The sequence below is a fragment of the Pelagibius sp. genome, from assembly GCF_965227505.1.
In the GTDB taxonomy this organism is placed as follows: domain Bacteria; phylum Pseudomonadota; class Alphaproteobacteria; order Kiloniellales; family Kiloniellaceae; genus Pelagibius.
This window is the reverse complement of sequence record NZ_OZ245757.1, coordinates 4,166,384-4,179,953: the sequence shown is the minus strand read 5'-3', so window position 1 is coordinate 4,179,953 and position 13,570 is coordinate 4,166,384. Positions and strand designations below refer to the sequence as shown.

The window sequence follows — 13,570 nt, the reverse complement described above, 5'->3', positions numbered from 1 at the left end:
ATGCCCGGAGATTCGCCCCGGCTGCGGCCAGATGCCGGTTGACCTTGGCCAGCCGTGTCGGCATGTTGCGCCCAACTTGGCCGCGCAACGCTCTGCGCCGCCGTTCTGTTCCCCAATCAGGTGGACTTTCGATGGACGCCGTCACGTCGTCTGCGCCTCAAGACAGCAGCAACGCCCCCATGGACCATCCCAACACGCCCCATCGAGATATGGCCAATGCCATCCGCGCCCTGGCCATGGACGCTGTGCAGAAAGCGAACTCCGGCCATCCCGGCATGCCGATGGGCATGGCCGACGTGGCAACCGTGTTGTTCACCCGTTTCCTGAAGTTCGATCCGGCGACGCCTGACTGGGCCGATCGCGACCGCTTCGTGCTCTCGGCCGGGCATGGCTCGATGCTGCTCTACGCGCTGTTGCACCTGACCGGCTACGAAGACATGACCATGGAAGAGCTGCGGTCTTTCCGCCAGCTCGGCAGCCGCACCGCCGGCCATCCGGAATACGGCCATGCCGCCGGAATCGAGACCACGACCGGCCCTCTGGGCCAGGGCTTGGCCAACGCGGTGGGCATGGCGCTCGCGGAGCGCCTGCTGAACGCCCGCTTCGGCGACGACCTTGTCGATCACTACACCTATGTCATCGCCGGCGACGGCTGCCTGATGGAAGGGGTCAGCCACGAAGCGGTCTCGCTCGCGGGCCATCTGAAACTCAACAAGCTGATCGTCCTCTTCGACGACAACGCCATCTCCATCGACGGCAGCACCGACCTTGCGGTTTCCGACGACCAGTTGAAGCGCTTCGATGCCTCGGGCTGGGCGACCAGCCGCGTCGACGGCCACGACCCCGAAGCAGTTGCCGCCGCCTTGAGCGCGGCGCAGGCCAGTGACCGGCCGAGCCTCATTGCCTGCAAGACCACCATCGGCTACGGCGCCCCGAACAAGCAGGGCACCGCCGCCACCCACGGCAGCCCCCTGGGCGAGGACGAGGTGGCCGGCGCCCGCAAGGAACTGGGCTGGCCCCACGCGCCCTTCGAACTGCCCGAGCAGATCCTTGCCGCCTGGCGCGCCGCCGGCGCACGCGGCAGCGAAGCGGTTTCAGCCTGGCGCCAGCGCCTGGAGGCGGCACCGGCGGATCTGCGCCGGACCTTCGAGCGCCAGATGGCCGGCAAGCTGCCCGAGGGATGGAAAGAGGCCGTCGCCGCCTTCAAGGCCGAGGTGGTGGCCGAAGCGCCGGGCGTGGCCAGCCGCGTGTCCTCCCAGAAGACTCTCGACGTGCTCACCGCGGCAGTTCCCGAACTGGTGGGCGGCTCCGCCGACCTGACCGGGTCGAACAACACCAAGACCAAGGCCCAGGGTGTCGTCTCCGCCGACGATTTCTCCGGCAGTTATCTGCACTATGGCGTCCGCGAGCACGGCATGGCCGCGGCAATGAACGGCATCGCCCTGCACGGCGGCCTCATTCCCTACGGCGGCACCTTCCTGGTCTTCACCGACTACTGCCGCCCCTCGATCCGCCTCTCGGCGCTGATGAAGCAGCGGGTCATCTATGTCATGACCCACGATTCCATCGGCCTCGGCGAAGACGGACCGACGCATCAGCCGGTCGAGCATCTGGCGGCGCTGCGCGCCATTCCCGACCTGCTGGTCTTTCGCCCGGCCGACGCCGTCGAGACAGCGGAATGCTGGGAACTGGCGGTCGAGGCCGAGGACACGCCCTCGGTGCTGGCGCTGACCCGCCAGGGACTGCCGACCCTGCGCAAGGACAGCTCGGAAAACCATTCGGCCTATGGGGCCTATATCATGGTGCCGGCCGACAGCGAGCGGCAGGTCACACTTCTGGCCTCGGGCTCCGAGGTGCAGATCGCCGTCGACGCGCAGAAGATGCTGCGCGACGAGGGCATTTCAGCCGCCGTGGTCTCCGTGCCGTGCTGGGAGTTGTTCGAACAGCAGCCGCCGCATTACCGCGACGAGGTGCTGGGCCCGGGCACGCTGCACATCGCCATCGAAGCCGCCAGCCCCTTCGGCTGGGAACGCTGGATCGAGTCCGGCGGCGGCTTCGTCGGCATGCGCTCCTTCGGAGCCTCGGCACCGGCCAAGGATCTCTTCAACCACTTCAACATCACCGCCGAAGCCGTCGTGGAGGCCGTCAAGACACGTTTTTGACCACTCCAAAGCGGAGCGGCCTTCCTATATAGATGCGCAAAAAAAACGGAGGGCTCAGCCATGACTTCTGCACAGCTTGTGGACACTGCCAACGCACTCGTCGCCGACAGCAAAGGCATCCTTGCCGCCGACGAGAGCTCCCCCACCATCAAGAAGCGCTTCGACAGCATTAAGATCGAATCGACCGAGGAGAACCGCCGCGACTACCGCGACATGCTGTTCTCGACACCCGACGCGGGACAGTTCATATCCGGCGCCATCCTCTACGACGAGACCATTCGCCAGTCCGCCGCCGACGGCACCGCGCTGGTGAAGAAGCTGGAGAGCGCCGGCATCATTCCCGGCATCAAGGTCGACATGGGGGCCAAGCCCCTGGCCGGCCATCCCGGCGAGACGGTCACCGAAGGGCTCGACGGACTGCGCGCCAGGCTGGAGGACTATGCCAAGCTGGGCGCGCGCTTCACCAAGTGGCGCGGCGTCTACACCATCGGCGAAGCCATGCCCAGCGCCGCCTGCATCACCGCCAACGCCCATGCGCTGGCCCGCTACGCCGCCCTGGCGCAGGAAGCCGGCCTTGTGCCGATCGTCGAGCCCGAGGTGCTGATGGACGGCAGCCACAGCATCGACGACTGCGAAGAGGTGACCGAAGAGGTGCTGCGCAGCGTCTACAACGAGCTGGCGATCCAGGAGGTTTTGCTGGAAGGCAGTCTCTTGAAGCCCAATATGGTGATTTCCGGTCAGGATTGTCCGGAGCAGGCCGGGGTGGCGGAGGTTGCGGAACGCACCGTTCGCTGTCTGAAACGCACCGTCCCGGCGGCGGTGCCGGGGATCGTCTTTCTTTCCGGCGGTCAGAGCGACGAGCTGGCGACCGAGCACCTGGACGCCATGAACAAGCTCGGCGAGCTGCCGTGGAAGCTGAGCTTTTCCTACGGGCGCGCGCTGCAGGCGGCGCCGCTGAAGGCCTGGTCGGGGCAGGCAGCCAATCTGGCGGCCGGCCAGGCGGCCTTTCTGGAGCGGGCGAAGGCGAACAGTGCCGCGGCCACCGGCACTTATGCCTGACGGATACCCAGGCGCGTGACGGACACCGGAACGGGCCAGGGAAGGCAGACAGTCACGAAACGCGGTCTCCCCGGACGGGGATGCAATCAATAAGAAGGGAAGCAGGACCATGGCAATTAAGGTTGGCATCAATGGCTTCGGCCGGATCGGACGGCTCGTGTTCCGCGCGGCGATGGAAAGCAAGCGCAAGGACGTCGAGTTCGTCGCCATCAACGACCTGGGCACGCCCGAGGCCAATGCCCACCTGCTGAAGTACGATTCGGTCCACGGCACCTACCCCGGCAAGGTCGAGGCCCTGAAGGACGCCATCAAGGTCGACGGCAAGAAGGTGAAGGTCTTCGCCGAGCGCGACCCGGCGCAGCTGCCCTGGGGCAAGCTGGGCGTCGACGTCGTCATGGAGTGCACCGGCCACTTCAACAGCAAGGAAGCCTCCAGCAAGCATCTGGAGGCCGGCGCCAAGAAGGTGCTGGTCTCGGCCCCCGCCTCCGGCGCCGACATTACGGTGGTCTACGGCGTCAATCACGACAAGATCAAGAAGAGCCATCACGTCGTGTCCAACGCGTCCTGCACCACCAACTGTCTGGTACCGGTGGCCCATGTTCTGGAGCAGACGGTCGGCATCAAGCACGGCTTCATGACCACCGTGCACTCCTACACCGGCGATCAGCCGAGCGTCGATACGCTGCACAAGGACCTGCGGCGGGCCCGCGCCTCGGCGCTGTCCATGATCCCCACCTCCACCGGCGCCGCGCGCGCGGTCGGCCTGGTGCTGCCGGGACTGAAGGGCAAGCTGGACGGCACCGCCATCCGGGTGCCGACCCCCAACGTCAGCCTGATCGACCTGACCATCGAAGCGAAGAAGAAGACAACGGCCGAGGCCGTGAACAACGCCATGATCAAGGCCTCCAAGGGCAATCGCCTGAACGGCGTGCTGGCGGTCAACGAGGCGCCGCTGGTGTCGACGGACTTCAACCACTCCAACGCCAGTTCCACCTTCGATGCCACCCAGACCCAGGTGCTCGACGACACCTGCGTACGGGTGCTGTCGTGGTACGACAATGAATGGGGCTTCTCCAACCGCATGAGCGACACCGCCGTGGCGCTCGGCAAGCTCATTTAGCAGGCGCTGAAGAAGCGGCTGCAAGGGCGGGGCCGGTCAGGCCCCGCCTTTTTTCGTGCCCGGATTCCGGCTATCGGGGCGCCCGATCCGGCTCTATCATGACCGGCCATGCTGGGGCGAACGATCATCATCCACTCCCTCGAACACGCCGTCGCCGCGCTGCGCGCCGCGCGGGAGTTGGGCTGCGCGGTTACCCTGGCCTCACCCCCCGGAGCCGCCGCCTACACCGGGGCCCTGTGGTTTCGCGAGGTGGTGAAGGAGGCGGCGCGCGAGGTGCCGGAGGCGGAATTCACGGCGGTGCTGGACTGCGGCGACAAGCCGGGTCTGGTGATGGCGGCCTTCCGCCAGGGGGTGCGCTCGGTGCGCTTCACCGGCGGCAAGGTCCAGCGCGAGAAGCTGGAGGCCCTCGCCGAGCAGGAGGGCTATCATCTGATCACCGACAGCCTGGACAGTCTGGACCTGGCCGAGGAAGGCGACCTCGCCACCGCCTGCCACGCCTGGCTGGCAGCCCCATGACGGAGCGGCACCGCGGTGTGGTGATCCTGACGGCAAACCGCAAAGAGGCCATCGACAATGCGCTGACGCAGCGCCTGAACCACGTCATCAGCTTTTCAGCGACCGAAGATTGAGCGGCGGCGTCGGTGGAAGACGGTTCTCAGTTTCTGCTGGTCTCACCGCCGCTGGATGCACAGCCTTGCCGCGACGGCGGTTTTCTTGCCGGACTGATGGCGGTTCTCCAAGCCTTCGACGACGCGCCCGCCGCAGGTCTCTCGGCGCTGCTGCTGCGCGACGGCGCCCTGGACGATGCCGCCCTGCTGGAAAACGCCGCGCCGATGATCCATGCGGGCCAGGCGGCCGGTCTCGCGGTGCTCCTCGAAAACCGCAGCAACCTTGTCGAGGCCAGCGGCTGTGACGGCCTGCACATCGACGCCCGGGCAGCGGGCAAGGCCATCACCCAACTGCGGCAGCATCTGGGCGACGGCCGCATCCTCGGGGCCGGTTGCGGGAACTTGCGCCATGCCGCCATGCTGGCCGGCGAAGCCGGGGCCGACTACGTCGCCTTCGGCGGCCTGGAGGCGGGCAGCGCCGCCGATCCCGCGCTGGTCGCCTGGTGGGCCGATTGCATGACGCCGCCGGTGGTCGCGCTTGGCGCGGCAACGCCAGAGGAGGTGGCCGCCCTGGCCGCCGCCGGGGCCGACTTCGTCGCCCTCGCCGCGCCCCTGTGGCTCGAAAACGCCGACCCGGCCGCGGCCGTGGCGGAGCTGATCGCAGGCGCCCGCTCCAACGCCTGAAACGCGCCGCCCCCATGCCCAGGCCAGGCACCTCGGGCGTTGCCACCCCAGGGGCAAGCTGGTAGCTTCCGCGCGCTTTCCAGAACTGCCATTTTCCCGGACCCTTCGGCCATGAAGATCAACGGCAATGCCATTCGCCCCGGCAACGTCATCGAGCACAAGAACCGCCTCTGGCGGGCGGTGAAGATCCAGCACACCCAGCCCGGCAAGGGCGGCGCCTATCTGCAGGTGGAGCTGAAGGACATCCGCGACGGCACCAAGCTGAATGATCGCTTCCGCGCCAGCGAAGACGTCGAGCGCGTGCGCCTGGACCAGAAGGAGTTCCAGTTCCTCTTCGCCGAGGACGACATGCTGACCTTCATGGACAACGAGACCTACGAGCAGATCAGCCTGCACAAGGACATGGTCGGCGAGCCGGTGGTCTATCTGCAGGATGGCATGACGGTGACCATCGAGTCCTATGAGGGCGAACCGATCTCCGTGATGCTGCCGGACACCGTGATCATGGAGATCGTCGAGGCCGACGCGGTGGTGAAGGGCCAGACCGCCTCCTCCTCCTACAAGCCGGCGAAGCTGGAGAACGGGGCCCGGGTCATGGTGCCGCCGCACATCGAAAGCGGTACCCGCATCGTTGTGAACACAGCCGATTCAACCTATGTGGAGCGGGCCAAGGGCTAACCCCGCCGCCTATTCAAAGGCCACAGCCGGGGCGCTTTCCGGAACGCCCGCTTTCCGCAACCTGCTTGTACCTGCAGTCCGTTTCCGTCCGCAGTTCTCCAACGAAGGCATCTTCCGCCATGGCCACCCGCTCCGCCCTTATCAATGTCATGGTGAAGGCCGCCAACAAGGCCGCACGCGGCCTGAAGCGCGACTTCGGCGAGCTGGAGAACCTTCAGGTTTCCCGCAAGGGACCGGCGGACTTCGTTTCCGCCGCCGATCTGAAGGCGGAGAAGACCCTCAAGGAGGAGCTGTCCCACGCCAGGCCGGGATACGGCTTTCTGATGGAGGAATCCGGCGGCCAGGCACCGAGCGACGGCAACACCCGCCGCTGGCTGGTCGACCCGCTGGACGGGACCACCAACTTCCTCCACGGCCTGCCGCAGTTCGCCATCTCCATCGCCCTGGAGGAGCGCGGCGAGGTCATCGCCGGCGTGGTCTACGACCCCATCAAGGACGAACTGTTTCACGCCGAGAAGGGCGGCGGCGCCTTCCTCAACGACCGCCGTCTCCGGGTCTCGGCCCGCAATCGCCTGGGTGAGAGCCTGATCGGCACCGGCGCCCCCTTTCTGGGCCGGGGCGACTCCGAGCGCTTCCTGGGCGAAATCGACTCCGTCATGCAGAACACAGCAGGGATCCGCCGCTGGGGCTCGGCCTCGCTGGACCTGGCCTATGTCGCCGCCGGACGTTTTGATGCCTTCTGGGAGTGGGGCCTCTCCGCCTGGGACATCGCCGGCGGGATGATCCTGGTGCGCGAGGCCGGGGGCTACGTGAGCGAGGTAAATGGCAAGCAAATCAACCTGGATAGCCCCAGCATTCTGGCCAGCAACAACAATATCCACAGCGATCTGATGAAGCTGCTCCGCAAACCTTTGAGTAACCAAAGGGCGCAATAATAGGGGCGTGGTAGTCCCCCCGGCCCTGCGGCCGGCGGGCGTGAAGGCTGCCGCCGGCGCCCGCAAAGCGGTTGTCGCCGGTCGGCCGGCGGAATACTGTTAACCAAAAGGGTTGCCTTAGGGGAATGGGGCATCAGGGGCCGCAAATGAACAGATTTGCTGAGCGGAGTGGTCGCGTGGGCTTGGAGCATCGTCGCCCGTTGTCGGGTTCGTGGTCGGGAAAGCTGGCAGCAGGGCTGCTGGCCGCCACGGCGGTGGCAGTCCTGGCCGTCGAGCCTGCTGCGGCCCAATCCCGGTCGAAATCCGGTATTACCGTCAACACCGACGTGCTCGACAGCCTGGGCCCGGGCCCGCAGCCGCTGGTACCCCTGCCCCTCGCGCCGCTGCCCCAGGCCGCCCCGACAGCGCCCGGCGCCGCGGCCCCGGCCGGCACCGAAATGCGCCTGCTGCCGCCGGCCTCCGGCACCCGGCAGACCCGTGGCATCGTGGTCACGCGGCCCTCGACACTGCTGTTTCCGCCGCTCCAGAACCCCTCGAGCACGCTGACGCCCGGGTTTTCCGGAGAAGTGGCGCGCGAGCAGCGCAGGCAGGCCTACGACAACGCCTTTGCCAACGGCCCGGAGCCGCAGTCACAGCTGCTGCTGCCCCTCGCCGGAAACGAGGGCGCCGCACCGCAGGACGACGGCGAGTGGGTCTTCGAGACGGTCATCATCGAATCCAGCCCGATCCCCGAGATGCCGGGGCGCAAGCCCCAGCCCACGCCCGCCATGCTGGCCGCCCTGACAGAGGCGATCATGGCGGATGCCGCGGCTCAGGAGCCCGGGCTGGAAGAAACCCTGAACGGCACGCCGCCGGCGGTCACGGTGACCCCAGTGGAAACCGTGGAGCTGGAGCCGCGGCTGGCGCCGGAATTCCGGACCCCGGCGCCGGCGGAGCGCGCCGACTCTCAGGCCCCCGGCGCGGAGACGCCGGGCGAGATCGCAGGTTTGACCGCCTCGGATCTGCGGGCGGCGCCGGCCCAGGCAGAGACGGCCCAAGCAGACACGGCCCAGGCAGAGCCAACCCCGGTTAGCCCGACCGACCCGGCCGACGCGACCGCGGATTCCGTGGCTATGGCCCCAGACGAGACCGCCGGCGAGGCGGCTGCGGTGGCTGCTGCGCCGGCCGCAAAAGCCCCGGTCAGCCTGCTGCCGAAGGATCTTGCGGAAACTGATGTCGCGGGCAGCAGCCCGGGACTGGAAAGCGCATCCGATGCCGAGTCCGCCCAGCCCTCCGCCCAGCCCTCGGCCCTGCCTGCGCTCGCCGAAGTGCCGACGCAGGTCGCCAGCCTGCCCGAGTCCTTGGGGACCGAAGGCCTTGGACTCGACTCGGACCTGAAGGATGTCACCTTCACCTTTGCGACCGACTCGGCGGAGTTGAGCACCACCGCCCAGGCGGTGCTGCGCTCTCTGGCCGACGACCTGCGCGCCCAGGGCGACAACCGCATTCAGGTGCTGGGCTATGCCTCAAGTGACGGCGGCTCGCCGGAACTGGCCCGCCAGCTGGCCCTGTCCCGCGCCCTGAAGGTGCGCACGTTCCTGATGGACGCCGGCATTTCCTCCGCCCGCATCCAGGTGCGCCCGCCCAGGGGCGTCGCCGACAGCGGACCCGCGAATCGGGTCGACATCAAACCGATCGGCAGTTGAACGGCCCCTGCCGGGCCTCCGGGACCTCCGGACCGGCGGATGGGTGTGGTGCCGATTGAGTGTCGATGGGCGCCCATCAGGTCGGTTGCCCTCCGCAATTGGGGTTCCCCGTCAATTCGGTTGCCCCATCAATTCGGTTCCCAATGACCGGAAGATGCTCTAACCCTTAGGACATGCTATGTAGGGGTCGACTCTGGCGCATCCTGGCGTGCCGGAGAGGATGCCCGGTGACCGACAGCGCCGCTCCGGACAGGGGCGGAGACGAGGATTAAGACCTTTTCGCATGTCTTTCCTGCAGACCTATCTCCTGCGCATGGTGCTGTTCCTGGCCGCTGTCCTCATCGCCGGCGCCTTTATTGCCCCGCAATTGCAGGACGCCTTTCTGGCCAACTGGCTTCTGAACGGCCTGATTATGCTGATCCTGCTGTTCGGCATCGGGCTCAGCTTCGTTCAGGTGCTGGGCTTGCGGGGCGAGATCTACTGGCTTGAAACCCTGCGCCGGGAAAGCCGCGGCGGCCTGATCTTTCCGGGCACGCTGTCGCAGGATTCGCCACCGCGCCTGCTGGGCCCCATGGTCACCATGATCGGCGACCGCGCCGGGCGGCTGTCGCTTTCCACCATGTCGATGCGCACGCTGCTGGACACCATCGCGGCGCGTATCGAGGAATCGCACGAGATTTCCCGCTACATCATCGGCCTGCTCATCTTCCTCGGCCTGCTGGGCACCTTCTGGGGCCTCCTGGACACGGTGAATGCCGTGGGCCAGACCATCGGCGGGCTGTCCGGCGGCACCGGCGACCCGGTGGTCCTCTTCGAGGAACTGAAGGGCGGGCTGGAGGCGCCGCTTTCGGGCATGGGTACGGCCTTTTCCTCCTCTCTGTTCGGCCTGGCCGGCTCGCTGGTGCTGGGCTTCCTGGAGCTCAACTCCAGCCAGGCGCACAACCGCTTCGTGAACGAGCTCGAAGAGTGGCTTTCCAGCGTCACCAAGCTGGGCAGCGCCACCGCGACCGGCGAAGGCGAGCAGCCCGTCTCGGCCTACGTGCACGCCCTTCTGGAAAAGACCGCCGACAGCCTGGAGCAGCTCCAGCGCACCGTTGCGCGCGGTGAGGAGGACCGGGCCGCCATCAACCAGAACCTTGCGGCACTCACCGAACGGCTCAGCAGTCTCACCGACCATATGCGCACCGAGCAATCGGTCATGCTCTCCATCGCCGAGACACAGGCGAGCATGAAGCCCCTGCTGGCCCGCATCGCCGATGCCGGCGGCGAAGAGGCCGGGCTGGACAAGGCCACCAAGGGCCATATCCGCAACCTCGACCTGCGGCTGGAACGCATGGCGGCGGAGATGGCCGGCGGGCGCGAGCAGGCCGTCGAGGAGCTGCGCAGTGAGATCCGCCTGCTGACCCGCACCCTCGCCGCCATGGCCGAGGAAGGCTAGGTAAGGACCCACTATCAGGATTAGGTGCATCATGAGATCGACTTTTCGACCGCACCTGGCAGGAGCCGCGCGCAGCACGATGTGGTGCATCGGGCAAGCGTGGCGACGCCGCGGGTGCGAAGCGAAAAGCGACCCCGCGGGCGGTCGGGAACGCCCCGTGGACGTCGTCGCACCGGCTTGCCGATGGCCCACATCGCCTGCACGGGTGCTCCTAGCCACGGGGCGTTCCCGACCGTCTCATGGCGCACCTAATCCTGATAGTGGGTCCTAATGTACGCGCTCGGCCGCGGCGGCTCGCGGCGCTCCATCAACATCTGGCCCGGCTTCGTCGACGGCCTCGCCACCCTGCTGCTGGTGGTGATCTTCGTCCTCATGGTCTTCATGGTGGCGCAGTTCTTCCTCTCCATCGCCATCACCGGCAAGGACGAGGCGCTCCTGCGGCTTGAAAACGAGATCAACGAGCTGGCGGACCTGCTGGCGCTGGAGCGCAGCGCCAACGCCGACCTGCGGGTGAACGTCGCCCAACTGTCCTCGGAACTGCAGTCCTCGCTGGCCAACCGGGAGGCGCTGACCAGCCAGCTCGCGGCGCTGACCGAGCAGCGCGAATCCCTGGCCGATCAGCTGGCCGCCCTCGCTGACGAGCGCGACGACCTGGCGAGCCTGCTGGCCGCCGAACAGGAAGAAAGCAGCCGCCTCGCCGCCCTTCTGAGCAGCAACGAGGAAGAGCTGGCAGCGCTGCGCGGGCAGGCCGACGAACGCGAACAGGCCCTGACGGTCAGCCAGGCGGAACTGGCAGCCGTGCGCGAAGCCCTGGCACGGCGCGAGGCTGAACTGGAGGAGAGCCGGCAGGCGCTCACGGAGAGCCAGGCCGAGCTGGATGCGGAACGCGCGCGCCTGGAAGCCGCGCTGGCGCGTCTCAACACCGACCAGGAGAAACTGGAAGAGGCACTGGCCGCCATCGCCGCCGGCCGGGCGGAACTGGAAGACGCCTTCACGACCATCGAGGCGGATAAGGAAACGATCGAGGCCCAGCTGGCCGAACTCGCGATCCTGCGCTCGCTGCGCGACGACCTGGTGAAGAAGCTGCAGGCGGCGGAGGCGGCCGGGCGCGAACAGACCGCCGCCCTTGCCGAACAGGAAGAGCTCTCCGAAGAGGCGCAAATCCAGATCACGCTGCTGAACCAGCAGCTCGCCGCCCTGCGCCAGCAGCTCACCACCCTGTCGGAGGCGCTCGACCTGGCGGAGTCCGAGAACGAGGCGCAGCAGGTGCAGATCGCCGACCTCGGCCGACGCCTGAACGTCGCGCTGGCCAGCAAGGTGCAGGAACTGGCGCGCTACCGCTCCGAATTCTTCGGGCGCCTGCGCGAGGCCATCGGCACCCGGCAGGACATCCGCGTCGTCGGCGACCGCTTCGTCTTCCAGTCGGAGATCCTGTTCCGCAGCGGCTCGGCCACCATCGGCGAGCCCGGGCAGGTACAGCTCGCACGTCTGGCCGAGACCCTGCAGGAGATCGCGGGGACTATCCCCGACGAACTGGATTGGGTGCTGCGGGTCGACGGCCATACCGACCGCGCGCCCATCAGCACCTTCCAGTTCCCCTCCAACTGGGAGCTGTCTTCCGCACGCGCCATCGCCGTTACGAAGTTTCTGATTGCCCAGGGTATTCCTCCGACCCGCCTCGCCGCCACCGGCTTCGGCGAGTTCCAGCCGCTCGATGCCGGCAGCGACGAAATCGCCTTCCGCCGCAACCGGCGCATCGAATTCAAGCTGACGCAGCGCTAGCCGCTATCCGGGATCAGTGACGGCAGGGTGAACGATGGCCGCGAAGGCTGAGCAACGAAAAACGCAGATCGTGGTTGTCGGCGGCGGGGCCGGCGGCCTCGAACTGGTGCGCCGCCTCGGCACCCGCCTCGGGCGCGATGCCTACGACATCATCCTGGTCGAACGCAACCGCACGCACATCTGGAAGCCGCTTTTGCATGAGGTCGCTGCAGGCTCGCTGGATGCGAACATGGACGAGGTCGGCTACGGCGGGCACGGCGTCAGATGGGGCTACCGCTTCTTCTACGGCACCTTTGCCGGCATCGATCGGGAACGGCGGCTGGTGCACACGGCGCCGCTGCTGGATGAGGACGGAAAGGAAGTCATCGGCGCCCACGCCATCCGCTACGACTATCTGGTGCTGGCGGTCGGTGGGGTCTCCAACGACTTCGGCATCCCCGGCGTCGCAGAGCATGCGCTTTTCCTGGAAGACCGGCAGCAGGCCGACCAGTTCCGCTCGAAGCTTCTGAACGCCTGCCTGCGCGTCACCCACAAAGTTGCGCAGGGCGAAACGGACGCCATGGTGAGGATCGCCATCGTCGGCGCCGGAGCCACCGGCGTGGAGCTGGCGGCAGAGCTCTACAACGCCGCCCATGCGCTGCGCCACTACGGCCTGGAGGTCTTCGACGAAACACGCCTGAAGGTCACCATCCTCGAGGCCGGCCCGCGCATCCTGCCCGCCCTGCCGGACAAACTTGCCGAGGCTGCGGCAGCGGAACTTGAAGCCCTCGGCGTCGAGATCCTGACGGACACGGCCGTGGACGCGGTCGAAGCCTCCGCCGTCCGGATGGAGGGCGGGCGAACCATCGCGGCCGACCTGAGCCTCTGGGCAGCGGGCGTGAAAGGCCCCGACTACCTCTCCGATCTGGGGGGCCTCGAAGTCGACCGCTCGAAGCGGCTGGTCGTCCGCCCAAGCCTGCAGACCACCGTGGACGACCGGATCTTCGCCATCGGCGACTGCTGTTCCTACACCCCGGCAAACGAGGAGCGGCCGATCCCGCCGCGCGCCCAGGCGGCCCACCAGATGGCAACGCTGGTCTTCGAGAACATCGTCGGCCTCGCCGAAGGCCGCCCTTTGCAGGACTTCATCTACAACGACCGGGGATCGCTGGTCGCCCTCAGCCGCTTTTCAACCGTCGGCAGCCTGATGGGCAACCTGGTGGGCGGGCGCATGGCGGTGGAGGGACGCCTGGCGCGGATCGCCTACGCCTCCCTCTACCGCATGCACCTCATCGCCATTCACGGCTGGATCAAGGGCCTGGCCATGATCCTGGTCGGCCACGTCAACCGGATCGTGCGCCCCAAGCTGAAGCTGCACTGAGGCCGGCCAGTTGCGCCCGACGCCAATGCAGCACCGCGCTCAAGTGTCGGCCCTTGAAA

At 67.4% G+C, this 13,570-nt stretch carries 11 protein-coding genes; all 11 read left to right on the top strand.

Annotation, left to right across the window (positions count from 1 at the left end):
* Positions 1-179: 179 nt before the first annotated feature.
* The 11 genes from tkt (at position 180) to ACO06P_RS19600 (ending at position 13,511) form a co-directional block, all read left to right on the top strand.
* Entirely contained in the window at positions 180-2,162 is a 1,983-nt protein-coding gene (tkt, locus tag ACO06P_RS19650) for a transketolase (protein WP_421935205.1), read from the top strand.
* 60 nt (positions 2,163-2,222) lie between these two features.
* The gene (locus tag ACO06P_RS19645; RefSeq protein WP_420346916.1) at positions 2,223-3,221 is read left to right on the top strand and encodes a class I fructose-bisphosphate aldolase; all 999 of its coding nucleotides are present in this window, start codon (positions 2,223-2,225) and stop codon (positions 3,219-3,221) included.
* A gap of 109 nt (positions 3,222-3,330) precedes the next feature.
* On the top strand, positions 3,331-4,341 hold the full coding sequence (gene gap / locus ACO06P_RS19640; RefSeq protein WP_420346915.1) for a type I glyceraldehyde-3-phosphate dehydrogenase: 1,011 nt from the start codon (positions 3,331-3,333) through the stop codon (positions 4,339-4,341).
* Positions 4,342-4,449: 108 nt separating this feature from the next.
* On the top strand, positions 4,450-4,857 hold the full coding sequence (locus ACO06P_RS19635; RefSeq protein ID WP_420346914.1) for a class II fructose-bisphosphate aldolase: 408 nt from the start codon (positions 4,450-4,452) through the stop codon (positions 4,855-4,857).
* 125 nt (positions 4,858-4,982) lie between these two features.
* On the top strand, positions 4,983-5,633 hold the full coding sequence (locus ACO06P_RS19630; RefSeq protein ID WP_420346913.1) for a thiamine phosphate synthase: 651 nt from the start codon (positions 4,983-4,985) through the stop codon (positions 5,631-5,633).
* A gap of 111 nt (positions 5,634-5,744) precedes the next feature.
* Positions 5,745-6,311, top strand: a complete 567-nt coding sequence (efp, locus tag ACO06P_RS19625) for an elongation factor P (protein WP_420346912.1) — start codon at positions 5,745-5,747, stop codon at positions 6,309-6,311.
* A 119-nt stretch (positions 6,312-6,430) separates the two neighbouring features.
* Entirely contained in the window at positions 6,431-7,246 is an 816-nt protein-coding gene (locus tag ACO06P_RS19620) for an inositol monophosphatase family protein (RefSeq protein ID WP_420346911.1), read from the top strand.
* Between the two features lie 146 nt (positions 7,247-7,392).
* The gene (locus tag ACO06P_RS19615; protein ID WP_420346910.1) at positions 7,393-8,931 is read left to right on the top strand and encodes an OmpA family protein; all 1,539 of its coding nucleotides are present in this window, start codon (positions 7,393-7,395) and stop codon (positions 8,929-8,931) included.
* Positions 8,932-9,214: 283 nt separating this feature from the next.
* Positions 9,215-10,369, top strand: a complete 1,155-nt coding sequence (locus ACO06P_RS19610; RefSeq protein ID WP_420346909.1) for a flagellar motor protein MotA — start codon at positions 9,215-9,217, stop codon at positions 10,367-10,369.
* Between the two features lie 270 nt (positions 10,370-10,639).
* Positions 10,640-12,151 carry a peptidoglycan -binding protein gene (locus tag ACO06P_RS19605; RefSeq protein ID WP_420346908.1) on the top strand — a complete coding sequence of 504 codons (1,512 nt, stop codon included), beginning with the start codon at positions 10,640-10,642 and terminating at the stop codon, positions 12,149-12,151.
* Positions 12,152-12,185: 34 nt separating this feature from the next.
* The gene (locus ACO06P_RS19600) at positions 12,186-13,511 is read left to right on the top strand and encodes an NAD(P)/FAD-dependent oxidoreductase (protein WP_420346907.1); all 1,326 of its coding nucleotides are present in this window, start codon (positions 12,186-12,188) and stop codon (positions 13,509-13,511) included.
* The last annotated feature ends 59 nt before the right edge of the window (positions 13,512-13,570 follow it).

Coding starts and splice junctions, on each gene's coding strand:
- tkt (WP_421935205.1), top strand. CDS start 180: ATGGACCATCCCAACACGCCCCATCGAGATATGGCCAATGCCATCCGC.
- ACO06P_RS19635 (WP_420346914.1), top strand. CDS start 4,450: ATGCTGGGGCGAACGATCATCATCCACTCCCTCGAACACGCCGTCGCC.
- gap (WP_420346915.1), top strand. CDS start 3,331: ATGGCAATTAAGGTTGGCATCAATGGCTTCGGCCGGATCGGACGGCTC.
- efp (WP_420346912.1), top strand. CDS start 5,745: ATGAAGATCAACGGCAATGCCATTCGCCCCGGCAACGTCATCGAGCAC.
- ACO06P_RS19600 (WP_420346907.1), top strand. CDS start 12,186: ATGGCCGCGAAGGCTGAGCAACGAAAAACGCAGATCGTGGTTGTCGGC.
- ACO06P_RS19610 (WP_420346909.1), top strand. CDS start 9,215: ATGTCTTTCCTGCAGACCTATCTCCTGCGCATGGTGCTGTTCCTGGCC.
- ACO06P_RS19605 (WP_420346908.1), top strand. CDS start 10,640: ATGTACGCGCTCGGCCGCGGCGGCTCGCGGCGCTCCATCAACATCTGG.
- ACO06P_RS19620 (WP_420346911.1), top strand. CDS start 6,431: ATGGCCACCCGCTCCGCCCTTATCAATGTCATGGTGAAGGCCGCCAAC.
- ACO06P_RS19615 (WP_420346910.1), top strand. CDS start 7,393: ATGAACAGATTTGCTGAGCGGAGTGGTCGCGTGGGCTTGGAGCATCGT.
- ACO06P_RS19645 (WP_420346916.1), top strand. CDS start 2,223: ATGACTTCTGCACAGCTTGTGGACACTGCCAACGCACTCGTCGCCGAC.